Source organism: Pedococcus sp. NPDC057267 (genome assembly GCF_042668795.1).
GTDB lineage: Bacteria > Actinomycetota > Actinomycetes > Actinomycetales > Dermatophilaceae > Pedococcus.
In genome coordinates, this window is the sequence record NZ_JBHUYG010000001.1 from 115,317 (window position 1) to 137,301 (window position 21,985).

23 protein-coding genes are annotated in these 21,985 nt (G+C 72.3%); 7 read left to right on the forward strand and 16 right to left on the reverse strand.

What is annotated here, in order from left to right; genetic code table 11:
* Position 1: 1 nt before the first annotated feature.
* The 8 genes from ACFUC1_RS00555 to pyrR are packed head-to-tail and all read right to left on the reverse strand — an operon-like array spanning position 2 to position 10,077.
* The gene (locus ACFUC1_RS00555; protein WP_379115926.1) at positions 2-1,000 is read right to left on the reverse strand and encodes a dihydroorotate dehydrogenase; all 999 of its coding nucleotides are present in this window, start codon (positions 998-1,000) and stop codon (positions 2-4) included.
* Positions 1,000-1,899 carry a dihydroorotate dehydrogenase electron transfer subunit gene (locus tag ACFUC1_RS00560; RefSeq protein WP_379115927.1) on the reverse strand — a complete coding sequence of 300 codons (900 nt, stop codon included), beginning with the start codon at positions 1,897-1,899 and terminating at the stop codon, positions 1,000-1,002. Before ACFUC1_RS00560 ends, ACFUC1_RS00555 begins: the two co-directional genes overlap by 1 nt.
* Positions 1,896-5,201, reverse strand: a complete 3,306-nt coding sequence (gene carB, locus ACFUC1_RS00565) for a carbamoyl-phosphate synthase large subunit (RefSeq protein ID WP_379115928.1) — start codon at positions 5,199-5,201, stop codon at positions 1,896-1,898. Before carB ends, ACFUC1_RS00560 begins: the two co-directional genes overlap by 4 nt.
* Positions 5,201-6,463, reverse strand: coding sequence for a glutamine-hydrolyzing carbamoyl-phosphate synthase small subunit (gene carA, locus ACFUC1_RS00570; RefSeq protein ID WP_379115929.1), 1,263 nt, complete (start codon positions 6,461-6,463; stop codon positions 5,201-5,203). The genes carB and carA overlap by 1 nt, the downstream gene beginning before the upstream one ends.
* Complete coding sequence (locus tag ACFUC1_RS00575) at positions 6,460-7,149, reverse strand: hypothetical protein (protein WP_379115930.1); 690 nt, start codon at positions 7,147-7,149, stop codon at positions 6,460-6,462. Before ACFUC1_RS00575 ends, carA begins: the two co-directional genes overlap by 4 nt.
* Positions 7,146-8,435 carry a dihydroorotase gene (locus tag ACFUC1_RS00580; RefSeq protein WP_379115931.1) on the reverse strand — a complete coding sequence of 430 codons (1,290 nt, stop codon included), beginning with the start codon at positions 8,433-8,435 and terminating at the stop codon, positions 7,146-7,148. Before ACFUC1_RS00580 ends, ACFUC1_RS00575 begins: the two co-directional genes overlap by 4 nt.
* Positions 8,435-9,442: an aspartate carbamoyltransferase catalytic subunit gene (locus ACFUC1_RS00585; RefSeq protein ID WP_379115932.1), complete on the reverse strand. Its 1,008-nt coding sequence runs from the start codon at positions 9,440-9,442 to the stop codon at positions 8,435-8,437. The genes ACFUC1_RS00580 and ACFUC1_RS00585 overlap by 1 nt, the downstream gene beginning before the upstream one ends.
* Positions 9,439-10,077, reverse strand: coding sequence for a bifunctional pyr operon transcriptional regulator/uracil phosphoribosyltransferase PyrR (gene pyrR, locus ACFUC1_RS00590; RefSeq protein ID WP_379115933.1), 639 nt, complete (start codon positions 10,075-10,077; stop codon positions 9,439-9,441). Before pyrR ends, ACFUC1_RS00585 begins: the two co-directional genes overlap by 4 nt.
* 166 nt (positions 10,078-10,243) lie before the next feature.
* Here pyrR and ACFUC1_RS00595 point away from each other — a divergent pair, with 166 nt between their 5' ends.
* Both ACFUC1_RS00595 and ACFUC1_RS00600 read left to right on the forward strand, forming a co-directional pair.
* Entirely contained in the window at positions 10,244-11,119 is an 876-nt protein-coding gene (locus ACFUC1_RS00595; RefSeq protein ID WP_379115934.1) for an NAD(P)-dependent oxidoreductase, read from the forward strand.
* A 149-nt stretch (positions 11,120-11,268) separates the two neighbouring features.
* The gene (locus ACFUC1_RS00600; protein WP_379115936.1) at positions 11,269-12,219 is read left to right on the forward strand and encodes a plastocyanin/azurin family copper-binding protein; all 951 of its coding nucleotides are present in this window, start codon (positions 11,269-11,271) and stop codon (positions 12,217-12,219) included.
* Positions 12,220-12,366: 147 nt separating this feature from the next.
* Here the strand turns inward: ACFUC1_RS00600 and nusB are convergent, their stop codons facing one another.
* On the reverse strand, positions 12,367-12,780 hold the full coding sequence (gene nusB, locus ACFUC1_RS00605) for a transcription antitermination factor NusB (RefSeq protein ID WP_310157465.1): 414 nt from the start codon (positions 12,778-12,780) through the stop codon (positions 12,367-12,369).
* A 1-nt stretch (position 12,781) separates the two neighbouring features.
* Positions 12,782-13,342, reverse strand: a complete 561-nt coding sequence (gene efp, locus ACFUC1_RS00610) for an elongation factor P (protein WP_379115937.1) — start codon at positions 13,340-13,342, stop codon at positions 12,782-12,784.
* A gap of 214 nt (positions 13,343-13,556) precedes the next feature.
* On the opposite strand from efp, the gene ACFUC1_RS00615 reads away from it, so the two are divergent.
* Positions 13,557-14,498, forward strand: coding sequence for an aldo/keto reductase (locus tag ACFUC1_RS00615; RefSeq protein ID WP_379115960.1), 942 nt, complete (start codon positions 13,557-13,559; stop codon positions 14,496-14,498).
* Positions 14,499-14,532: 34 nt separating this feature from the next.
* Here ACFUC1_RS00615 and ACFUC1_RS00620 read toward each other — a convergent pair whose 3' ends face one another.
* Positions 14,533-14,703: a hypothetical protein gene (locus ACFUC1_RS00620; protein WP_379115938.1), complete on the reverse strand. Its 171-nt coding sequence runs from the start codon at positions 14,701-14,703 to the stop codon at positions 14,533-14,535.
* Between the two features lie 153 nt (positions 14,704-14,856).
* On the opposite strand from ACFUC1_RS00620, the gene ACFUC1_RS00625 reads away from it, so the two are divergent.
* The gene (locus ACFUC1_RS00625) at positions 14,857-15,096 is read left to right on the forward strand and encodes a hypothetical protein (RefSeq protein WP_379115939.1); all 240 of its coding nucleotides are present in this window, start codon (positions 14,857-14,859) and stop codon (positions 15,094-15,096) included.
* A gap of 22 nt (positions 15,097-15,118) precedes the next feature.
* On the opposite strand, the gene aroB is transcribed toward ACFUC1_RS00625, so the two are convergent.
* The 4 genes from aroB to ACFUC1_RS00645 form a co-directional block, all read right to left on the reverse strand.
* Positions 15,119-16,201: a 3-dehydroquinate synthase gene (aroB, locus tag ACFUC1_RS00630; protein ID WP_379115940.1), complete on the reverse strand. Its 1,083-nt coding sequence runs from the start codon at positions 16,199-16,201 to the stop codon at positions 15,119-15,121.
* A complete protein-coding gene (locus tag ACFUC1_RS00635) occupies positions 16,198-16,758 on the reverse strand; it encodes a shikimate kinase (RefSeq protein WP_379115941.1) in 561 nt (186 codons plus the stop codon). Before ACFUC1_RS00635 ends, aroB begins: the two co-directional genes overlap by 4 nt.
* Positions 16,755-17,978 (reverse strand): chorismate synthase, encoded by a 1,224-nt coding sequence (gene aroC / locus ACFUC1_RS00640; RefSeq protein WP_379115942.1) that lies wholly within the window; start codon positions 17,976-17,978, stop codon positions 16,755-16,757. The genes ACFUC1_RS00635 and aroC overlap by 4 nt, the downstream gene beginning before the upstream one ends.
* A 72-nt stretch (positions 17,979-18,050) precedes the next feature.
* Positions 18,051-18,941: a PAS domain S-box protein gene (locus ACFUC1_RS00645; RefSeq protein WP_379115943.1), complete on the reverse strand. Its 891-nt coding sequence runs from the start codon at positions 18,939-18,941 to the stop codon at positions 18,051-18,053.
* Positions 18,942-19,337: 396 nt separating this feature from the next.
* Here ACFUC1_RS00645 and ACFUC1_RS00650 point away from each other — a divergent pair, with 396 nt between their 5' ends.
* The 3 genes from ACFUC1_RS00650 (at position 19,338) to ACFUC1_RS00660 (ending at position 21,376) form a co-directional block, all read left to right on the forward strand.
* Complete coding sequence (locus tag ACFUC1_RS00650) at positions 19,338-19,631, forward strand: hypothetical protein (protein ID WP_379115944.1); 294 nt, start codon at positions 19,338-19,340, stop codon at positions 19,629-19,631.
* A gap of 180 nt (positions 19,632-19,811) precedes the next feature.
* On the forward strand, positions 19,812-20,099 hold the full coding sequence (locus ACFUC1_RS00655; RefSeq protein ID WP_379115961.1) for a YciI family protein: 288 nt from the start codon (positions 19,812-19,814) through the stop codon (positions 20,097-20,099).
* Positions 20,100-20,116: 17 nt separating this feature from the next.
* Positions 20,117-21,376: an RNA polymerase sigma factor gene (locus tag ACFUC1_RS00660; protein WP_379115945.1), complete on the forward strand. Its 1,260-nt coding sequence runs from the start codon at positions 20,117-20,119 to the stop codon at positions 21,374-21,376.
* Between the two features lie 3 nt (positions 21,377-21,379).
* On the opposite strand, the gene ACFUC1_RS00665 is transcribed toward ACFUC1_RS00660, so the two are convergent.
* On the reverse strand, positions 21,380-21,946 hold the full coding sequence (locus ACFUC1_RS00665) for a GNAT family N-acetyltransferase (RefSeq protein ID WP_379115947.1): 567 nt from the start codon (positions 21,944-21,946) through the stop codon (positions 21,380-21,382).
* Positions 21,947-21,985 lie beyond the last annotated feature (39 nt).

Below are 21,985 nucleotides of genomic sequence, written 5' to 3' on the forward strand. Positions count from 1 at the left end.
GTCACGCCATCCTCTCGTGGGCGATCCCGACGACGTCCGACAGCCGGGAGAACCCCTTCTCGTGCAGCAGGTCGTGCAGCTCGCGGCCGACGCGGACCGGGGCACTGGGGTCGTTGAACGCGGCGGTGCCGACCTGGACGGCCGACGCGCCTGCCGCGACGAGCTCGAGCGCGTCCCGCCCGGTGCGCACTCCCCCGACGCCGATGATGGGCACCTCGGGCAGCCGCCCGTCCCGCATCGCGGCGCGGGTCTGCCAGACTGCGCGCACCGCGACGGGGCGCACCGCGGGGCCGGACAGGCCGCCGGTCACGCCGGCGACCTGGGGGCGCAGCAGGTCGGTGTCGATGACCATGCCGAGCAGGGTGTTGATCATGGTGAGGCCGTCGGCGCCGGCCCCGACCGCCGCCTGCGCCACCGTCACGATGTCGGTGACGTCGGGCGTGAGCTTGGCGAAGATCGGCACCTCGGGCGGCAGCTGCGGGCGCACCTGCGAGACCACCTCGGCCGAGGCGGCCGGGTCGCAGGCGAAGACCAGCCCGCGGTTGGCGACGTTCGGGCAGGAGATGTTGACCTCGACGCCGACGACGGCGGCGAACGCCTCGCTGGCGGCGAGCCGGGCCGCGACGTCCGCGAACTCGGCGCTCGTGCCGCCGGCGATCGAGACCAGCACCCGGGCGCCGTTCTCGTGCAGCCACGCGAGGTCCTGCTCGACGAAGGCGGTGATGCCGGGGCCCTGCAGGCCGATCGAGTTGAGCATCCCGGACGGCGTCTCGGCCATCCGCGGGGTGCCCCGACCGGACCGGGGGTCGGCCATGACGGACTTCGTGACGAAGGCGCCGAGCTCGCGCAGGTCGAAGAAGCGGGCGAGCTCCTTGCCGTTCGCCGCGCAACCGGAGGCCGTCATCATCGGGCTGGGCAGCCGCATGCCGGCGAGGTCCACCGACATGTCGACCGCGGTGGCCGGGGTGGCCGACGTGCTCGTGGTGGTCGTGGTGGTCATCAGTGGCCTCCCGTCCGCGGTGCGCCGACGGCGTCGTCGGGCACCCGGCACAGCCCGTTCGAGAACGCGTCCCAGCGCACGCGGTCGCCGCGGAACACCGGTCCCTCGACGCACGAGCGCACCATCCGGGTCAGCCCGTCGTCGCCGACGACCGGCATGACGCAGGTCATGCAGACGCCGACGCCGCAGGCCATCGACTCCTCCACCGCGACGTGGGCCGTGGCGCCCTCGGCAGCCGCCACGTCGGTGATCGAGCGCAGCATCCCCATGGGGCCGCAGCCGTAGACGTTCCCCCCACCGCCTGCGCGGCGGATCGCCCCGGCCAGCACGTCGGACACCCAGCCGTGGGTCCCCTCGGACCCGTCGTCGGTCGTCACGGTGACCCCGTCGGCGACCTCGCGGGCCTCCTCGACGCCGAACAGCTTCGACGCCGTCGCCGCCCCGAGGACCACCTCGACGTGGCACCCGCGGGCGCGAAGGGACCGGGCCAGCCAGGCGAGGGGGGCGCTGCCGTAGCCACCGCCGACGAGGACGCAGCCCACGGGCTCCTCGGGCACCGGGAACTCGCGCCCGAGCGGGCCGATCACGTCGACCGCGTCGCCGGCGCGCAGGCCCGCGAGCCACTCCGTACCGGCGCCGACGGGCGAGATGACGACGTCGACGGTGTCGGTCGCCGGGTCGGCGCGGTGGATGGAGAAGCATCGGCGGAGCAGGTTCGCGCTCGTCGGGCCGCCGACCGCCAGGGCGACGAAGTGGCCGGGCCGAGCGTGCTCGGCCAGCCCGGGCACCTCGAAGGTGAGGTGGTGGTAGGCGCCGACCACGTCGTTGGAGAGCAGCCGCCCGGTGCGCTGCACGACGCGCGCGCCACCGACGCCCGTGTCCTGGGCGACGTCGCTCACCGGCGCGCCTCCACGGCATACAGGTCGAGGTCGCGCGCGTGCTCCTGCAGCGGCTTGACGCGGTACTCGCCCTGGAGCTGGGCCTCGATGCCCTGCACCGCGGCGGCGAGCTCCTGGACGGTGGTGACGATCGGCTTGTCCATGGACGTCGTCGCGGCGCGGATGGCGTAGCCGTCGGCGCGGGCGTTCGGGCCGCTGGGCGTGTTGACCACCATGGCGATCTCACCGGCGAGGATGAGGTCGACGATCGACTGCTCGGCCTCGTCGCGCTCGCTCACCTTGTGCACCACCTCGGACGCGATCCCGTTGCGGCGCAACACGTCCGCGGTGCCCGTCGTCGCCACGACCGTGAAGCCGAGGTCGGCCAGGCGCTTGACCGGGAAGATCATCGCGCGCTTGTCGCGGTTGGCGACGGAGACGAAGACCTTGCCCGAGCGCGGCAGCCCCGACCCGGCGGCGAGCATGCCCTTGGCGAACGCGGTGCCGAAGTCGTCGTCGATGCCCATGACCTCGCCGGTGGAGCGCATCTCCGGGCCGAGCAGGCTGTCGACGACCTGGCCGTCGCGGGTGCGGAACCGCTTGAACGGCAGCACCGCCTCCTTGACCGCGACGGGTGCGTGGCTCGGCATCGAGCCGCCGTCGCCGTGGGCGGGCAGCAGGCCCTCCTCGCGCAGCTCCTTGATCGTCGCGCCGAGCATGACCCTGGCCGCCGCCTTGGCCACCGGCACACCGGTCGCCTTGGCCACGAACGGGACGGTCCGCGACGCGCGCGGGTTTGCCTCGAGGACGTAGAGCACGTCCTGCGCGAGGGCGAACTGCACGTTCATGAGGCCGCGCACGCCGATGCCCTCGGCGAGCCGCAGCGTCGCCTCACGCACCCGCTCGAGCTCGGCCACCCCGAGCGTCACCGGCGGGAGGGTGCACGCCGAGTCGCCCGAGTGGATGCCGGCCTCCTCGATGTGCTCCATGATCCCGCCGAGGTACATCTCGGTGCCGTCGTAGAGCGCGTCGACGTCGATCTCGATCGCGTCGTCGAGGAACCGGTCGACGAGCACCGGGTGCTCCGGGCTCGCCACGGTCGCGCGGGTGACGTACGCGGACAGCGTGTCGTCGTCGTAGACGATCTCCATGCCGCGGCCACCGAGGACGTACGAGGGCCGCACCAGGACCGGGTACCCGATCTCCTGGGCCACCGCGACAGCCTCGGTCGCGCTGTATGCCGTGCCGTGCCGCGGGGCGGGCAGGTTCGCCTCGGCGAGGACGCGGCCGAACGCACCGCGGTCCTCGGCGAGGTCGATCGCCTCGGGGCTCGTGCCGACGATCGGCACGCCGGCGTCCTTGAGCGCCTTGGCCAGGCCGAGCGGGGTCTGGCCGCCGAGCTGGACGATGACGCCGGCGACGGGCCCGGCCTGCTGCTCGGCGTGCACGACCTCGAGCACGTCCTCGAGGGTCAGCGGCTCGAAGTACAGCCGGCTGCTCGTGTCGTAGTCGGTCGAGACGGTCTCGGGGTTGCAGTTGACCATCACGGTGTCGTAGCCGGCCTCGCGCAGGGCGAAGCTGGCGTGCACGCAGGAGTAGTCGAACTCGACGCCCTGGCCGATCCGGTTCGGGCCGCTGCCGAGGATGATGACGGCCGGCTTCTCGCGGGGCTCGACCTCGGTCTCCTCGTCGTAGGACGAGTAGTGGTACGGCGTCTGGGCCGCGAACTCGGCCGCGCACGTGTCGACGGTCTTGTAGACCGGGCGCACCCCGAGGGCCTGGCGCACGCCGCGCACGACCGCCTCCGGCATACCGCGCAGCGACGCGAGCTGGGCGTCGCTGAAGCCGTGCCGCTTGGCGAGCCGCAGCAGCTTCGGCGTCAGCTCCGGGGCGCCGGCGATGCGGTCGGCGAGGGCGTTGACGAGGGCGATCTGGTCGAGGAACCACGGGTCGATCCCGGTCTCGTCGTGCACCTCCTCGACCGACAGGCCGCCGCGCATCGCCTGCTGCACGGTGACCAGGCGCCCGTCGGTGGGCGTCTTCGCGGTGTGCAGCAGGGTGCGGGCCTGCTCCTCGCTGGGCGTCGGGCCGTCCCAGTGGAACGCGCTGTCCCTGCGCTCGATCGACCGCAGCGCCTTCTGCAGCGCCTCGGTGAAGTTGCGGCCGATGGCCATCGCCTCGCCGACCGACTTCATCGTCGTGGTGAGGGTCGGGTCGGCGGCGGGGAACTTCTCGAACGCGAACCGCGGCACCTTCACCACGACGTAGTCGAGCGTCGGCTCGAAGCTCGCTGGCGTCTCGCGCGTGATGTCGTTCGGGACCTCGTCGAGGGTGTAGCCGATCGCCATCTTCGCGGCGATCTTGGCGATCGGGAAGCCGGTCGCCTTCGACGCCAGGGCCGAGGAGCGCGAGACGCGCGGGTTCATCTCGATGACGATGATGCGGCCGTCGTCGGGGTTGACGGCGAACTGGATGTTGCAGCCGCCGGTGTCGACGCCGACCTCGCGGATGATCGCGATGCCGAGGTCGCGCAGGCGCTGGTACTCGCGGTCGGTGAGGGTGAGCGCGGGCGCGACGGTGATCGAGTCACCGGTGTGGACACCCATCGGGTCGAGGTTCTCGATCGAGCAGACGACCACGACGTTGTCGGCGTGGTCGCGCATGACCTCGAGCTCGTACTCCTTCCAGCCGAGGATCGACTCCTCGAGGAGCACCTCGGTGACCGGGCTGTACTGCAGGCCGGCACCGCCGATGCGGCGCAGGTCGGCCTCGTCGTAGGCGAAGCCGGAGCCCAGGCCCCCCATGGTGAACGACGGGCGCACGACGACGGGGTACCCGAGCTCGTCGGCCGCCGCCAGCAGCTCGTCCATGCTGTGGCAGATCATCGAGCGCGCGGACTCCCCGCCGCAGCGCTCGACGACGCCCTTGAACTTCTCGCGGTCCTCGCCGAGCTGGATCGCCTCGACGTTCGCGCCGATCAGCGGGCAGTTGTACTTCTCGAGCACGCCCGCCTCGTGCAGCGCGATCGCGCAGTTGAGGGCGGTCTGGCCACCGAGGGTAGCGAGCACCGCGTCCGGCCGCTCGCGGGCGATGATCGACTCGACGACCTCGGGGGTGATCGGCTCGACGTAGGTGGCGTCGGCGAACTCCGGGTCGGTCATGATCGTCGCCGGGTTGGAGTTCACCAGGACGACCCGGATGCCCTCCTCGCGCAGCACCCGGCACGCCTGCGTGCCCGAGTAGTCGAACTCGCACGCCTGCCCGATGACGATCGGCCCGGAGCCGATCACCAGGACGCTCTTGATGTCGTCGCGCTTCGCCATCAGTTGCTCACCCCTCGAAGTTCTCCGCTCGTTCCTCGCTCCGATACTTCGCGGGGACCCCGAGCCTCCGACGAACGCATTGACTGTCCTTCCATGAGCTCGATGAAGCGGTCGAACAGATAGGCCGCGTCGTGCGGGCCCGCCGCCGCCTCGGGGTGGTACTGCACCGAGTACGCCGGCAGGTCGAGGCACTCCAGGCCCTCGACCACGTCGTCGTTGAGGCACACGTGCGAGACCCGCACCCGGCCGTATGCCGTGCCGTCCGCGGCGTCGCTGGGCGCCTGCACCCCCTCCGGGTCCAGCGGCGCGTCGACCGCGAACCCGTGGTTGTGCGCGGTCACCTCGACCTTGCAGGTCGACCGGTCCATGACCGGCTGGTTGATCCCGCGGTGGCCGTACTTGAGCTTGTAGGTGCCGAAGCCGAGCGCCCGGCCGAGCAGCTGGTTGCCGAAGCAGATCCCGAAGAAGGGGATGCGGGCGTCGAGCACCTGCCGCAGGACCGCGACCTCCGCGTCGGCCGTGGCCGGGTCGCCGGGGCCGTTGGAGAAGAACACGCCGTCGGGGCCGTGCTCGCCGCCCACCCGGCGCACCTGCTCGAAGGTCGCCGTGGCCGGCAGCACGTGCACCTCGATGCCGTGCTGGGCCATCAGGGCGGGCGTCATCGACTTGATACCGAGGTCGACGGCGGCGACGGTGAACCGCTTCTCCCCCACCGCAGGCACGACGTAGGGCTCGCGCGTGGTGACCTCGGCCGCGAGCGCCGCACCCTGCATGAGCGGGGCGGAGACGACCTCGGCCACGAGGGACTCGACCGGCTCGGAGGCCCGGGTCCCCGAGAAGATCCCGACCCGCATCGCACCGCGCTCACGCAGGTGCCGGGTCAGCGCCCGGGTGTCGATCCCGCTGATGCCGACGACTCCCTGCGCCGCGAGGTCGTCCTCGAGCGACTGCTGCGAGCGCCAGTTCGAGGGTCGCAGGGCGGGGTCGCGCACGACGTACCCGGCCACCCAGATGCGCCGGGACTCGGGGTCCTCGTCGTTGACGCCGGTGTTGCCGACGTGCGGTGCCGTCATGACGACGACCTGGCGGTGGTAGCTCGGGTCGGTGAGCGTCTCCTGGTAACCGGTCATCCCGGTCGAGAAGACCGCCTCGCCGACCGTGCTGCCGGTGGCTCCGTAGGCCTCGCCACGGAAGACCCGGCCGTCCTCCAGCACCAGCACGGCGTCGTCGCGGTCGAGGTCCAGCTGTGCGGCCACACTCATCGGGTGGTCCCTCCTTCGGGTGCCGTGGGCTCGTGCCCCTGCTCGGTTGTCGTGTCGGTGTCGGTGACCGCGCCGGTCTCGGTGACCGCGCCGGTCTCGGTGACCGGGTCGGTCTGCGTCCTCGGTGCCGAGTCGGTGGCCTGCGCCCCGTCGCTGCTGTGCCACCACAACGCGGACTCGACCCGGTCGACGTCGGCGCGGTAGCGCGGGTGGAAGCCGGTCTCGTAGACGGCGCCGTCGTCGGCCCGCCACTGCAGGACGAGCAGGCGGTTGGCGCCGAGGAACTTCCCGGCCATGCCGCGGTCGCGGCGCACGCTCACCAGCCGGCTGCCCGGGACGACCACGGTCGACTCCCCCTGGCGGTCGATCCTGACCAGCTGGTCGGGGTTGCCGCGGTTGACCGTGAGCGTCGCGCGGGACCGGTTCCCCAGGCCCTCGACCGCGACGCGTTCGAGCCGGCTCGCCGCGGTCGTCGTGCTGATGTACGTGCCCTCCACGGCCAGGCTGTGCCCGCGCTGGTCGTCCAGGGCCGGGGCGGCCGGCGCCGCGTCCTCGGTGCTGTGGCGCTCGACGGCGATGGCGGCCGAGGCGTTGCGGCGGCGCTTGCGCAGCCACGCGGCATACAGCAGGGCGTAGACCAGGCCGAGGGCCACGAGCATGACCCCCACCGCCTGAAGTCGCGTCACGCGAGGGCTCCCTTCTGGGCGGTGACCCGGCCGCGCAGGACGGTGGCGTGGACCGCACCCCGGAAGGTGCGCCCGTGCCACGGGTTGTTGCGCGACAGGGACAGCGAGGCGCTCCGGTCGACGGTGACCTCAGCGGTCGGGTCGACGAGCGTGAGGTTCGCGGGCGACCCGGGTTCGAGCGGCCGGCCGTGCCCGTCGAGGCCGGCGATGCGCGCCGGGTTGCCCGACATGACGCGGGCCACGCCGGCCCAGTCGAGCAGCCCTGACCCGACCATGACGTCGGACACCACGGACAGGGCCGTCTCGAGGCCCAGCATGCCGAACGCCGCGTCGACGAAGGCGTGCTCCTTGTCGTGCCGGGCGTGCGGGGCGTGGTCGGTGGCCACGGCGTCGATGGTGCCGTCGGCGAGCGCCGCGCGCAGGGCGTCGACGTCCTCCTGCGGGCGCAGCGGCGGGTTGACCTTGTAGACGGGGTCGTAGCCGGCGATCAGGTCGGTCGTGAGCAGCAGGTGGTGCGGCGTCACCTCGGCGGTCACGTCGATTCCCTGCGCCTTCGCCCAGCGGACCACCTCGACCGTCCCGGCGGTGGACACGTGGGCGACGTGGACGCGCGAGCCGGTGTGCCGCGCCAGCATGACGTCGCGGGCGACGATGCTCTCCTCGGCGATGCCCGGCCACCCCGGCAGGCCCAGCCGGCCGGACAGCTCGCCCTCGTGGGCGCAGGCCTGGCTGCTCGCGAGGTGCGGGTCCTGCGCGTGCTGCGAGACGACGCCACCGAAGGCCCGGACGTACTCCAGGGCCCGGCGCATCACCCGCGAGTCGGCGACGCAGCGGCCGTCGTCGGAGAAGACGCGCACCGCCGCGCGGGACCGGTGCATGAGGCCGAGCTCGGCGAGCTCCTCACCGGCCAGGCCCTTGGTGACGGCCCCCACCGGCACGACGTCGACCAGCCCCGCGGCGCGGCCCAGGTCGAGGATGCGCTCCGCCGCCTCGGCGGTGTCGGTCACGGGCGTGGTGTTGGCCATGGCGAGGACGGCGGTGTAGCCGCCCACGGCTGCGGCGGCCGAGCCGGATGCGATGGTCTCGGCGTCCTCCCGGCCGGGCTCGCGCAGGTGCGTGTGCAGGTCGACCAGGCCGGGCAGGGCGACCAGCCCGTCGGCGTCGAGCACGTCCGCGCCCTTGGCGGAACGGATCGAGCCGACCTGCGTCACGACGCCGTCCTCGACCAGCAGGTCCTGGGCTCCCTGTCCGAGCAGGTCGGCCCCGGTCACGAGCAGCGGGGGCATCAGGCGTCCTCTCCTTCGCTGCCAGCCAAGAGGTGGTAGAGCACGGACATCCGCACCGCCACCCCCGCGCTGACCTGGTCGAGCACGAGGCTCTGGGCCGCGTCCGCAGCGTCGGCCGCGATCTCCAGGCCGCGGTTCATCGGGCCCGGGTGGCAGATCACGGCGTCGGGGTTGGCCGCGGTGAGCGCGTCGAGCCGGGCCCGGGTCAGGCCGTAGCCGACGGTGTACTCGCGGGCCGTCGGGAAGAAGCCGCCGCTCATCCGCTCGCGCTGCACCCGCAGCATCATCACCGCGTCCGCGGTCGGCAGCACGGCGTCGAGGTCGTGGCCGATCGCGAAGCCGTCCCGTTCCGACCAGGCGCGGATGCCGCTCGGCATGAGCGTCGGAGGGGCGACGAGGGTGACCTTCGCGCCCAGCGTGCGCAGGGTGATGAGGTTCGAGCGCACGACCCGCGAGTGGGTGAGGTCGCCGACGATCGCGACGTGCCGCCCCTCGAGGCTGCCGAGCCGGTGCTCCATCGTGTACGCGTCGAGCAGGGCCTGCGTCGGGTGCTCGTGGGTGCCGTCCCCGGCGTTGACGACGTGGGCGTCGACCCACTGGCTGACCTGGTGTGCCGCGCCGCTGGCGGAGTGCCGCATGACCAGGGCGTCGACGCCCATGGCGGCCACGGTCATCACCGTGTCGCGCAGCGACTCCCCCTTCGAGGTCGAGGAACCTTTGCCGCTGATGTTGATGACGTCGGCGGAGAGCCACTTGCCGGCGATCTCGAAGCTGCTGCGCGTGCGGGTGGAGTCCTCGAAGAAGAGGTTCACCACGGTGCGCCCGCGCAGGGTGGGGAGCTTCTTGACCTCGCGCTTCTGCACGGCATGCATCTCGGCGGCGGTGTCGAGCAGCTCGCGGACCTGCTCGCGGCTCAGGTCGGCCGAGGACAGCAGGTGCCGGCGCGGGCGGGCCGTGGTGGCACCGCCCGTCGTGGTGCGACCTGCGGTCAGGGCGGTGGTGGTCATCGGGGCTCCCCTCCGGCGATGGTGACCTGGTCCTCGACGCCGTCGGGCTCGGCGAGCCGGACCCGGACCTTCTCGCTGCTCGAGGTGGGCAGGTTCTTGCCGACGTGGTCGGCGCGGATCGGCAGCTCACGGTGGCCGCGGTCGACGAGGACGGCGAGCCGGACGACACGTGGGCGGCCGAGGTCCGAGAGGGCGTCGAGCGCGGCCCGCACGGTGCGACCCGAGTAGAGGACGTCGTCGACCAGCACGACGACCTTGTCGTCGATGCCGGTGGCCGGGATGTCGGTGTGCATCGGGCTGCGGGTCGGCTGCCGGCGCAGGTCGTCACGGTGCATCGTGACGTCGAGCGCGCCGACGGCGACCGGGACGCCCTCGACCTCCTCGATGAGGGCGGCGAGCCGGTGCGCCAGCACCACGCCACGGGTGGGGATGCCGAGCACGACGAGGTCGGCGGCCCCCTTGTTGCGCTCGAGGATCTCGTGGGCGACGCGGCGCAGCACCCGGGAGATGTCGGCGGCGCTCATGACCGAGCGCTCGTCCGCGGCGGGGCCTGGCGAGCCCGGCGCGGGAGCAGTGGCGGAGCCGGCGGGAGCGGAGGGCTCGACCGCGGCGGGTACAGCTGAGTCTGGACGCATGACGGCGTCTGGACCTCCTTCCCTGCCTCACGGGACAGGTCGTTAAAGGATGTCGTTCGGGAGCAACTGTAACGGGTCGGCTCGTGGAGGTGCGACGCGGCCCACCAGCAGGTAGGACCGAGGGGGGCCCGACCGGGACCACGAGTCGACACCGACAGGAGAGACGATGACGAGCACCCCGACCGTCGCCGTGCTGGGCACGGGCATCATGGGGGCAGGGATGGCCCGCAGCCTGCGCCGCGCCGACCTGCCCGTCCGCGTGTGGAACCGCAGCCGGGACAAGGCCGATCCGCTCGCGGACGCCGGTGCCACCGTCTGCGGCACCGCCGCCGAGGCCGTCGACGGCGCCGACGTCGTGGTCACGATGCTCTACGACGGCGAGGCCGCCCGGTCGACGGTCGAGCAGTGCGCCGACGCGTTCGGGCCGGGGACGGTCTGGCTGCAAGCGTCGACCGTCGGCGTCGCGGGCACCGAGGCGCTGGCGTCCCTCGCTGCCGAGCGGGGCATCGCGTTCCTCGACGCCCCGGTGCTGGGGACGAAGGACCCGGCCGAGAAGGGCGCGCTGGTCGTCCTGGTCTCCGGGGACCGGTCGCTCGCCGGGCGCGTCGAGCCGGTGCTCGATGCCGTCGGCTCACGGACCATGTGGGTCGGGGACGACCCCGGCGCGGCGAGCCGGCTGAAGCTGGCGGTCAACTCGTGGGTGGCGACGATCAACGCCGGCGTCGGCCAGGCCCTGGCCCTCGCCGAGGGGCTGGGCGTCGAGCCCCGGCTGTTCCTCGAGGCGATCGGCGGCGGCCCCACGGACACGCCCTACGCCCAGCTCAAGGGGGGCCTCGTCCTCGGGCGCGCCTACTCCCCCGCGTTCGCCGTCGACAACGTCTCCAAGGACGTCGGCCTGATGATCGAGGCGGCGTCCGGAGCGGGAGTGGACACGCGCGTGCTCGAGGCGCTGGCCGCGGCATACGCCACGGCCTCCGAGCAGGGGCATGGCGGGGACGACATGGCGGCGGTCGCCGAGGTCTTCCGCGTGCACCGGGGGTGAAGCCGACCGGTGGCGCGTAGTCCTTCGGCATGATGACGCGCCACCGGCGCACGAGGACCGTGTGACGTGGACTGCCCGCGGTGAAGGGTCACGAGCGATCCACCAGGGGGTCGCACCCCGCGGCCCCGATCACCCCCAGGAGCACCACCATGCACAGGAACGGACTGCTGCGACGCCTGGCCCTGGCCGTCGCCGGAACCACTGCCCTCGCCATCCCCGTCGCCCTCGCCCCGGCGGCCTCGGCCCAGACCACCCCGGTCACGTGGAACGTCCGGGTGGGCGCCGAGTCGCCGGACATGGCCGTGAGCGCGATGGCCTTCCTGCCCAAGGAGGTCTGGGTCGACGCGGGTGACACGGTCCACTGGACCTCAGGCAGCGCCGAGCCGCACACGGTGACCTTCCTCGCGCCGGGGACCTTGTTGCCCCCGCTGAACCCGTTCGACCCCACGCAGGTCAACAGGCAGGGCGGCGCGACCGAGGACGGCACGGCCTACACGAACTCGGGCATCATGGCGACGCAGCCGATCTTCACGTTCACCGACCCGGCCACCAGCTACGACCTGGCGTTCCCGAAGACCGGGGACTACACGTACTACTGCCTCGTGCACGGCACGATGATGTCGGGCACGGTCCACGTGCGGGCGGCGGGCACGCCCTACCCGTACACGCAGCAGGACTACGACCGGGTCGGGAACATGCAGGCCCAGGCCGACCTCGCGGCCGGGCGGGACGCCTGGCGGATGTCGAAGCAGGCCCACGCGACCACCGGCAACTCGGTCGAGGTCGGCATCGACGGTGACGGGTTCTCGGTGATGCGGTTCGTGCGCGACCACGTCGTCGTCCACGTCGGTGACACGGTTTCCTTCACGACGACGGGCGGAGCGCCGCACACCGTCACCTTCGGGCAGGAGCCGCCCATCCCGGCACTCTTCGGGCCCTCGGGCGACCCTACGCACTTCTCCGGCGGCAACCTGAACAGCGGCTTCCTCGCACCGGGCGTCCCGTTCTCCGTGACCTTCACGGCGACCGGCACCTTCCACTACATCTGCGCCATCCACGACGGGATGGGCATGGTCGGGGACGTCCTGGTCGAGCCCTGACCGGTCCGGCGGACGACCAGCTCGCGAGGTGGGCCGGCGTGTGGCGCACGACGCGCCGCAGCCACCTGTGAGCTGGTCGTCCGGGCGCCTGCGACCACGGCCCCCGTGGTCGGGCTCGTCGCGGCCCGACCCGGTGCGCCGGGAGGCTCAGGCGAGGGTCGGCTTGACCTCGGCCAGCCGGCCGAGCAGGCCGTTGACGAACTTGGGGCTGTCGTCCGTCGACAGGCTGGTCGCGAGCTCGACGGCCTCGGAGATCGCCACACCCTCGGGCACGTCGTCGCCGTAGAGCACCTCGAACGCACCGAGCCGCAGGATCGCGCGGTCGACGCTGGGCATGCGCTCGAGCGACCAGCCCTGCGAGTACGTCGTCAGCAGCTCGTTGATGTCGGTCCAGTGCGCGACGACGCCCTCGACGAGGTCGGCGGTGTACTGGTTGAGCGGCGCCTCGGTGACCGGCTTAGCGAGCCGCTCGGCGAGCAGGTCGCGGGCGTTGAGCCCGCGCTGCTCGGCCTCGAAGAGGATGTCGACGGCGCGCTTGCGCGCCTTGGAGCGAGCAGCCACCTCAGCTCACGCGGCCGAGGTACGAGCCGTCGCGGGTGTCGACCTTGACCTTGGTGCCCTGCTCGAGGAACAGCGGGACGTTGATCGTCGCGCCGGTCTCGAGGGTCGCCGGCTTGGTGCCGCCGGTCGAGCGGTCGCCCTGCAGGCCCGGCTCGGTGTAGGTGATCTCGAGGACGACCGACGCGGGCAGCTCGACGTAGAGCACGGTGCCGTCGTGGGTCGCGACCTGGGCGACCTGGTTCTCGAGCAGGTAGTTCGCGGCGTCGCCGACGGTGGCCTCGGGGATGTGGATCTGGTCGTAGGTGTCGCCGTCCATGAAGACGAAGTCGCTGCCGTCCTTGTACAGGTACTGCATGTCGCGACGGTCGACGTTCGCGGTCTCGACCTTGACGCCCGCGTTGAAGGTCTTGTCGACGACCTTGCCGGACAGCACGTTCTTGAGCTTGGTGCGCACGAACGCCGGGCCCTTGCCGGGCTTGACGTGCTGGAACTCCACGACGGACCAGAGCTGGCCCTCGATGTTGAGCACCATGCCGTTCTTGAGGTCGTTGGTCGATGCCACGGGGAAGTCGCTTTCTCGTCGGTGGGCGCGGGCCGGTGGGCGCCGCCGCCGGCCTCGGTATGCCGCGTGGCTCGGCGCGCGCGGCAGTCCCGGAAGTTCGGGGTGGGGATCGGCGGACAGTCTAGCCGCCGGGCCCGTCCTGCCCCGAATCGCCGTGCTGCCTAGGGTGGGGTCCGTGACCAGCAGCGACGACGTCCGGACCACCGAGAACCCGATGACCTACCGCCCCCTCGGCGACAGCGGGCTCGTGGTGAGCAGCCTCGGCCTGGGCTGCAACGCGTTCGGCCGGCGGGTCGACCAGGACGGTGTCGCGGCGCTGCTCAAGGCGTCCCGGGACGTCGGTCTCACGCTGCTCGACACCGCCGACATCTACGGCGGTCGGCCCGGGCAGAGCGAGTCGATGCTCGGTGAGGCGCTGCAGGGCCAGCGCGACGAGTTCGTGCTGGCGACCAAGTTCGGGATGGACATGCAGGGCGCCAACGGCGAGGACTTCGGCGTGCGAGGGTCGCGGCGTTACGTCCGCCGCGCCGTGGAGGCCAGCCTGCGCCGGCTGAAGACCGACCACATCGACCTCTACCAGCTGCACCGGCCGGACCCGGTGACGCCGCTGGAGGAGACGCTCGAGGCGCTGACCGACCTCGTCCGCGCGGGCAAGGTGCTCTACATCGGGTGCTCGAACTTCGACGGCTGGCAGGTGGCGGACGCCGCGTGGACGTCGCAGACCGCCGGGCTGGCGTCGTTCGTCTCGGTGCAGAACGAGTACAACCTGCTCGACCGCGAGATCGAGGCCGAGGTCGTGCCGGCGTGCGAACGGTTCGGCCTCGGCATCCTGCCGTTCTTCCCCCTCGCGCACGGGCTGCTCACCGGCAAGTACCGCCGGGGCGAGGACGCACCGCACGGGTCGCGGGCAGCCCTGGAGTCGGACCGCGCGGGTTGGCTGGCCGACGCCGACTGGGACCGGATCGAGGGGCTCGAGCGCTTCGCGGCCGAGCGCGACCTGGAGCTGTTGGACGTCGCCATGGGCGGGCTCGCCGCGCAGCCGGCCGTGGCGTCGGTCATCGCCGGGGCGACCCGCCCCGAGCAGGTGGTGCGCAACGCGCGGGCCATCGCGTGGGAGCCGACTGCAGCCGACCTCGCCGAGCTCGACCAGCTCTGACGGCCGGGCCGACCGGCTGGGGAGGCCGGCGCACCTAGGTCCAGGAGCCCCCGTTGCCCCAGCCCGCACCCGGGTGGACGTGCACCTCGTCGTCCTGCCAGGCCTCGTCGCGTCGGCCACGGAGGCGCTTGACCACCCCGTAGCCGATGAGCGCGGCGAAGGCCGCGGCCCCGAGCCCGAACACGGCATACAGGAACACACCCACTGGCCACCCCTGGAGACGATCCGTCCGTTGCCACGGTAGCGCTCCACGGGCGTCGCGGGGGCGCAGGTGGCGGCCGAGGCCTGCACGGTCCGCACGAGTGGGCCCGTTCCATGTTCGGCTGACCGGCGACGCGCGGCGGCCTACCGTGGGGCCATGGTGCTCATCGTCCTCGGGGCAGCCACGGCGCTGCTGTATGCCGGGGTGGGCGCGTGGATGGCGCGGGTGGCCCGGCGCCAACCCGACCGCGTGTTCGACATCGGCAGGTACGGACGCACGCGTCGACGCACCGTGACCGCCGCGCAGTGGATCCGGCGCTACGTCCCCTGGGGTCTCGGGACCGGCATCCTCCTCATGGTCGTCGGCGTCCTCACGGTGGGTTACCAGCAGCGCTGAGCGCCCGCGCCCCGACCGGGAGTCAGTCGCGGGAGATCTCGGCGTAGGCCGCCTGGAGCAGGGCCGGGTCCGGCCCCTCGAGCCGGGTCGGCTTCGCCACGTCGGTGAGCACGACGAACCGCAGCAGCGACCCCCGCGACTTCTTGTCCCGCTTCATGGCGTCGAGCAGCTGCGGCCACCGGTCCCCGCGGTAGGTCGTCGGCAGTCCGAGCGAGGACAGGATCGCGCGGTGCCGGTCGACGACCGCGTCGTCGAGGCGGCCGGCCAGCCGGGCGAGCTCGGCGACGTAGACCATGCCGATCGACACGGCGGCCCCGTGCCGGAAGGCGTACCGCTCGACCTGCTCGACCGCGTGCCCGAAGGTGTGCCCGTAGTTGAGGATCTCGCGCAGCCCCTGCTCGGTCAGGTCCTGCCCGACGACGTCCGCCTTGACCTGGATCGCCCGCTCGATCAGCTCACGCACGTGCGGGCCGCTGGGCGTCGAGACACCCTCGGGGTCCGCCTCGACGAGGTCGAGGATGACGGGGTCGGCGATGAACCCGCACTTGACGACCTCGGCCAGCCCGGCGACGAAGTCGTGCCGCGGGAGGGTCTCGAGCGTCGCGAGGTCGCACAGGACCCCGGCCGGCGGGTGGAACGCCCCCACGAGGTTCTTGCCCTCCGGCGTGTTGATGCCGGTCTTCCCACCGACGGCGGCGTCGACCATCCCGAGCAGGGTGGTCGGCACGTGCACCACCTTCACCCCGCGCAGCCAGGTCGCCGCCACGAAACCGGCGAGGTCGGTCGTCGCTCCCCCACCGACCGCCACGACGGCGTCCGAGCGGGTGAAGCCCGCCTGGCCGAGGACCCCCCAGAGGAAGGCGGCGACCTGCGCGGTCTTGGCCTCCTCGGCGTCGGGCACCTCCGCGGCATACGCCTCGTAGCCGTGACCGGACAGCGCGTCGCGCACGCCCTCACCCGTGGCGGCGAGCGCCCGCGGGTGCACGACGAGGACCCGCTGGACCGACTCCCCCAGCAGGGTGGGCAGCTCGTCGAGCAGACCGGTGCCGACGAGGACCTCGTACTGCCCCCCGACGCTGATCCGGGTCGTCTCCTGCGTGCTCACCGTTCTCCGTCCTGCGTGTGCGTGTGGTCGTCCACCGCGCTCTCCCCCAGCAGCGCGAGGATCTCCTCGACGATGGCGGCCGGCTTGCGCCCGGCGGTGTCGACGCGGTGGGTCGCGACCCGCTGGTAGACCGGGCGCCGCTCGTTCATCATCTTCGTCCAGGTGGCCCGTGGGTTGACCATGAGCAGCGGGCGGTTGCCGCCGTCGAAGCCGATCCGGCGCGATGCGTCGGCTATGGCGACGTCGAGGAACACCACGACGTGCCCGGCCAGACGCTCCTGCGTCGCGGGGTCCATGGGAGCCCCACCGCCGAGGGAGACGACGCCGTCGCACTCCGCGAGCGCCCGCGCCACCTCCGCGCGCTCGAGCTCGCGGAAGTGGGCCTCACCGTGGTCGACGAAGATGTCCGGGATCGACTGCCCGGCACGATCCTCGATGGCCGCGTCGGTGTCGTGCCACGGCACGTCGAGCGCCCGCGCGAGACGCCTGCCGATGGTGCTCTTGCCGGCCCCGGGCGGCCCGATGACCACTGCCCGCGGGCGCGTGGGTCCGTTCACCACGTGCGCATGGCCTCCGGGATCGACGCGAGGTATGCCGCGTGGTTGCGTGCGGTCTCGGCCACAGAGTCGCCGCCGAACTTCTCGAGGCAGGCCTCGGCCAGGACCAGCGCGACCATCGCCTCGGCCACCACCCCGGCGGCCGGGACGGCGCACACGTCGGACCGCTGGTGGATCGCCTTCGCGGCCTCCGCACCCGTGGTGTCGACGGTGTCGAGGGCCCGCGGGACGGTCGAGATCGGCTTCATCGCCGCGCGCACGCGCAGCACGTCACCGGTGGACATGCCGCCCTCGGTGCCGCCTGCCCGGCCGGTGCGGCGCCGGATCGTCCCGTCGGCGTCGCGCTCCATCTCGTCGTGCGCGGCGGACCCCCGTCGCGCGGCGGTGCGGAACCCGTCACCCACCTCGACGCCCTTGATCGCCTGGATGCCCATGAGGGCCCCGGCGAGGCGCGCGTCGAGGCGACGGTCCCAGTGCACGTGCGAACCCAGGCCCGGCGGCAGGCCGTAGGCGAGGACCTCGACGACCCCGCCGAGGGTGTCGCCGTCCTTCTTGGCGGCCTCGACCTCGGCGACCATGGCGGCGCTGCCGGCCGCGTCCAGGGTGCGCACCGGGTCGGCGTCGACCTCCTCGACCTGGTCCGGGGTCGGCAGGGGGGCGTCGTCCGCGACGGCCGCGGTGCCGATGGCCACCGTGTGCGAGACGAGCCGGATGCCGTACGCCTGCTCGAGGAACCGCGCCGCGACCTCACCGAGGGCGACCCGCGCCGCGGTCTCCCGGGCGGAGGCGCGCTCCAGCACCGGGCGGGCGTCGTCGAAGCCGTACTTCTGCATGCCGACGAGGTCGGCGTGCCCGGGTCGTGGCCGGGTCAGCGGCCGGTTCCGCGCGACCTCCTTCTCGGCGTTGACGTCGTCGGCGGCGGCGTAGGCCTCGTCCGAGACGGGGTCGGCCGCCATGACGGTCTGCCACTTCGGCCACTCGGTGTTGCCCACGCGGATCGCGACCGGCGAGCCCATCGTCACGCCGTGGCGCACGCCGCCGAGGAACTCCACCTCGTCCTGCTCGAACTTCATCCGGGCCCCCCGGCCGAAGCCGAGGCGGCGACGGGCCAGGGCGGCCGCGACGTCCTTCGTGGTCACCTGCACGCCGGCCGGCAGGCCCTCCATCGTCGCGAGCAGGGCGGGGCCGTGGGACTCACCTGCGGTCAACCAGCGGAGCATGAGCCGATCCTCCCACGGTCGCTGACACGCCCGGTCAGGGTGCTCTCCCCGTGGACCGTCGGGGTCCGCGGTCTACGGCTTGACGACCTCGCGGAGGGTCCGCATGGCTCGCGACACGGCCTCGCGGGCGTTGTGGATCCGGGCCGCGCTCGCAGGCGCCGCGTGTGACAGTGCCCGGTCGAGCTCGAGCGCAGCCGCGAACAGGTCCTGCAGGACCTCGGAGTGGACGGTCTCGAGGATGCGTTCGCGCTCCTCGAGGCGGGCGAGGCGCTCGCTGCGCCGGATGTTGCAGACCTGGGCCTGCGGCCCGGGCTGGGCGTAGAGGTCGGTCACGGCCACCTCGACCCAGGACCAGTAGCCGTCGGTGCGCACCCGGAGCTCACCGACCCGCTCCGCCCGGGCCGGGTCGGCGTCCAGCAGCTCCTCGAAGGCCTGCTGGTCCTCGGGATGGATGCGCTCCGTGATGGGTGCGCCGATGACCTCGTCGACCGGCCAGCCGAAGAGATTGGCGACCGCGGGGCTGGCGTAGCTGACGACACGGTGCTCGTCGAGCAGGACCGCGGCATCGCTCGAGCGCTCCATCAGGTGCCGCACGGCCGCTCCGAGGTTGAGGGAGGCGCCGACGATGCCGATCAGCTCCCCGTCGCGGTAGACCCCGCTGTCGGTGACCAGGGCGTGCAGCACCTGGCCGGCGCGGTTTCGCACCGGGAAGCCGCCGGACCATGAACGGCCCTCCCGCACGGCGGTCATGATCTCCTCGGCCGCCTGCCGTGAGAGCTCGGGCACGGTCACCTCCGTGATGGCACGCCCCACGGCTTCTGCGGCGGGCCAGCCGTACAGCTGCTCGGCGGCGCAGTTCCAGGACACCACCGTGCCCCCGGTATCCGTGGCGATCACGGCGTGCCCGAGTGCGTCCAGCAGCTCGTCGGCGGACGGACGCAGGTGACGTGCCTCAGTACCCATGGATTCAGCGTGCACCTCATCCTCCACGTGGTCACGGGGTCGAAAGCCCCGGACTGGACGGCGCCCCTGCCGCCTCGGAAAACCGATCGGAACCGAGCTGCCCCGCTGATCTACTGGAGGCCAGTCGTCTCGAAACTGCCGAGCACAGGGAGTTGGTTGTCGTGGCGGGATACGGCGCGCTTGCCGAGGTCTACGAGTGGCTGATCTCGGATGCGAAGGTGGGCCTGGGTGTGCGGGTCGTGGCGACCGATGCCAGCGCCGCCATGGTTCGTCGCACCGGAGAGCTGGCTCAGGAAGTCGGTGCATCGGTGCAGACGCTCCGGGCCGACTGGGAGGAGCTGCTGGTCCCGGCTGGACATCAGCGAGCGAGTGGTCCGCAGGAACGGCCGCGATGCCGTGGTCGCCTACCGCTGGGAGATCGCGCCGCACTGGGAACAGGAGCACCACGTCGAGATCGCCGTCGCGAGGCTCGAGGCGGATGGATCGGTCGATGTCTGTTCCGAGCTGCTGTCGTCCTGGCCATATCGGCACGGCGACCTCACGTCCGAGCTGCAGGGCGTCGGCCTCACGGTGGAGAGAAGCACCTTCGACCCGACGGCTGACAACTACACGGTGGTGGCCACCAAGGACCAGGCAGCGCCACGGCATACCCCATGGCGCCCTGACTGGGCTGGCGGTGGTCGATCGTAAAATTCCTGGGTCGTTCTGTGGCAGGTTGTCGTATCCGGGTGGGCCCGTTCGTGGTGAGGGTGGAAGGCGGTCGTCGGGACCGCCCCGTAGACGAGGAGTACCGAGATGACGCACTACCTGCTGTCCGTGCACGGCCCCGCTGAGCGCGACGAGTTCGGTGACTACGGCTCGAGGGAAGCGATGGAGGAGGCGTTCGCGGCCACCGGCGTCTTCAACGACAAGCTGAAGGCGGACGGCTACTGGGTGTTCGCCGGAGGGCTCGAGCAGGCGAGCACGGCAACCGTCGTCGACGGCCGGGGCGCGACACCGGTCGTGACCGACGGGCCGTACCTCGAGGCGAAGGAGTACATCGGCGGGTTCTGGGTGATCGACGCCCCGGACCTCGACGTGGCGCTCAGGCTCGCCGCCGAGGGGTCCAAGGCCTGCCGCGGCAAGGTCGAGGTCAGGCCGTTCGAGGGACTGGCCTGAGCCGGGACCCTCGCGACGTGCCGGTCCACGACTGGGACCACGACGTGCCCGGCCGGGAGCGCGCGGCGGACGACGGGACGAAGGCTGTCGAGCGGGTCTTCCGCGCCGAGTACGGCCGCCTGATCGCCTCGCTCGTCCGCCGGTTCGGCGACATCGACCTCGCCGAGGAGGCCGCAGGCGATGCCCTGGTGGCCGCGTTGGAGAGGTGGCCGGACACCGGCGTGCCACCCAACCCCGGCGCGTGGCTCACCAGCACGGCCGGCAACCGCGCGATCGACCGCATCCGGCGTGAGGGCAAGCGCGACGCGAAGCACCAGGCGGCACTGATGACGCACGACGACAGCGCCCACGCGCCCACCGGCCCGGTGGAGGACGACCGGTTGCGGCTCATCTTCACCTGCTGCCACCCGGCCCTGGCGCCCGAGGCACGCATCGCCCTGACCCTGCGGCTCCTCGGTGGCCTGACCGTCGCGGAGGTCGCGCAGGCGTTCCTGGTGCCCGAGACCACGATGGCGCAGCGGATCACGCGGGCGAAGAAGAAGATCTCGGCGGCCAACGTGCCCTACCGCGTGCCCGAGGCCGCAGACCTGGCCGAGCGGCTGGGTCCGGTGCTGACGGTGCTGTTCCTGGTGTTCAACGAGGGCTACCTCGCCAGCGGCGACGGCGACCCGGTGCGTGCGGAACTCACGAGAGAGGCCATCAGGCTGACGCGCGTCCTGCACGGGCTGCTGCCGGACGAGCCGGAGGTGACCGGGCTGCTCGCGATGATGCTGCTCATCGAGGCGCGACGCGCGGCCCGTGTGCGCAACGGGCAACTCGTCCCGCTGCACGAGCAGGACCGCGCTGGCTGGGACCGTACGCTGATCGCGGAGGGGCATGCCCTCGTGCGCGAGTGCCTGGCCATCAACCGGGCCGGCCCCTACCAGCTGCTCGCGGCGATCAACGCCGTCCACACCGACGCCCCCACGGCAGCGGTCACCGACTGGTCACAGGTGGTCGCGCTCTACGACCAGCTGGTGAGGCTCGACCCCTCCCCGGTCGTCGCCCTCAACCGCGCGGTCGCCGTCGCCGAGCTCGACGGCCCCTCGGTCGCCCTGGCGTTGGTGGACCGGCTCCCGCTCCAGCGCTACCACGCGTGGAACGCCGTGCGCGCCGACCTGTTGCGTCGCCTCGGGCGCAGCGCCGAGGCCCGGCAGGCGTACGACGCTGCCCTGGCCGGGACCCAGAACTCGGCCGAGCGTGCCTACCTGGTCAGGAAACGCGGCGAGCTCGTCTGACCCTCAACGTCGCGCCCACTGCTCCCTCGAGATCTCGAACCGGAAGCCACCACGGTCCGCGCCCTCGACGCCCTGCATGTCGTCGGGAGTGGGGATCGACTCGACAACCGACATGCCGACCTTCTCCATGACCCGTTGGGACGCGACGTTCGACGCCATGGTCTCGCCCCAGACGGTGCTGACACCGAGCTCGGAGAATCCCTTGTCGACGAGAGCAGTCGACAGCTCGGTCGCATAGCCCTTCCCCCAGGCATCCCGGCGCAGCCGGTACCCGAGCTCGACGACGTCCAGCGGACCGCTCCGCTCCGGGCGCAGGCAGAACCAACCGATGAACGCGCCGGTTGCCTTTTCGTATGCCGCGAACAGTCCGAACCGGCCGTTCCACCTCTCGTATGCGGCGAGGAGGCTCGGGATGACCTCGTCACGAACGAGGTCGTCCGGGAGCGACGGCTCGCCGCCGGTGAGGAAGCGCATGACCGCAGGGTCACTGTCCAGCTCGATGAGCAGGTGCGCGTCCTCGGCCGTGAACTGGCGGAGCACAAGGCGCTCGCTCTCGAGGTAGTCGCTCATGCCCGAAGCATGAACGGGAGAAGTCACGTCGCCAAACGA

Excerpts from the sequence above, each read along its gene's own strand:
- carA (WP_379115929.1), bottom strand. The coding sequence starts at position 6,463 with ATGAGTGTGGCCGCACAGCTGGACCTCGACCGCGACGACGCCGTGCTG.
- aroC (WP_379115942.1), bottom strand. The coding sequence starts at position 17,978 with ATGCTCCGCTGGTTGACCGCAGGTGAGTCCCACGGCCCCGCCCTGCTC.
- ACFUC1_RS00585 (WP_379115932.1), bottom strand. The coding sequence starts at position 9,442 with ATGACCACCACCGCCCTGACCGCAGGTCGCACCACGACGGGCGGTGCC.
- ACFUC1_RS00655 (WP_379115961.1), top strand. The coding sequence starts at position 19,812 with ATGGAGGAGGCGTTCGCGGCCACCGGCGTCTTCAACGACAAGCTGAAG.
- ACFUC1_RS00645 (WP_379115943.1), bottom strand. The coding sequence starts at position 18,941 with ATGGGTACTGAGGCACGTCACCTGCGTCCGTCCGCCGACGAGCTGCTG.
- pyrR (WP_379115933.1), bottom strand. The coding sequence starts at position 10,077 with ATGCGTCCAGACTCAGCTGTACCCGCCGCGGTCGAGCCCTCCGCTCCC.
- ACFUC1_RS00615 (WP_379115960.1), top strand. The coding sequence starts at position 13,557 with ATGACCTACCGCCCCCTCGGCGACAGCGGGCTCGTGGTGAGCAGCCTC.
- ACFUC1_RS00625 (WP_379115939.1), top strand. The coding sequence starts at position 14,857 with ATGGTGCTCATCGTCCTCGGGGCAGCCACGGCGCTGCTGTATGCCGGG.
- ACFUC1_RS00595 (WP_379115934.1), top strand. The coding sequence starts at position 10,244 with ATGACGAGCACCCCGACCGTCGCCGTGCTGGGCACGGGCATCATGGGG.
- ACFUC1_RS00555 (WP_379115926.1), bottom strand. The coding sequence starts at position 1,000 with ATGACCACCACGACCACCACGAGCACGTCGGCCACCCCGGCCACCGCG.
- ACFUC1_RS00665 (WP_379115947.1), bottom strand. The coding sequence starts at position 21,946 with ATGAGCGACTACCTCGAGAGCGAGCGCCTTGTGCTCCGCCAGTTCACG.
- ACFUC1_RS00600 (WP_379115936.1), top strand. The coding sequence starts at position 11,269 with ATGCACAGGAACGGACTGCTGCGACGCCTGGCCCTGGCCGTCGCCGGA.
- carB (WP_379115928.1), bottom strand. The coding sequence starts at position 5,201 with ATGGCGAAGCGCGACGACATCAAGAGCGTCCTGGTGATCGGCTCCGGG.
- ACFUC1_RS00580 (WP_379115931.1), bottom strand. The coding sequence starts at position 8,435 with ATGCCCCCGCTGCTCGTGACCGGGGCCGACCTGCTCGGACAGGGAGCC.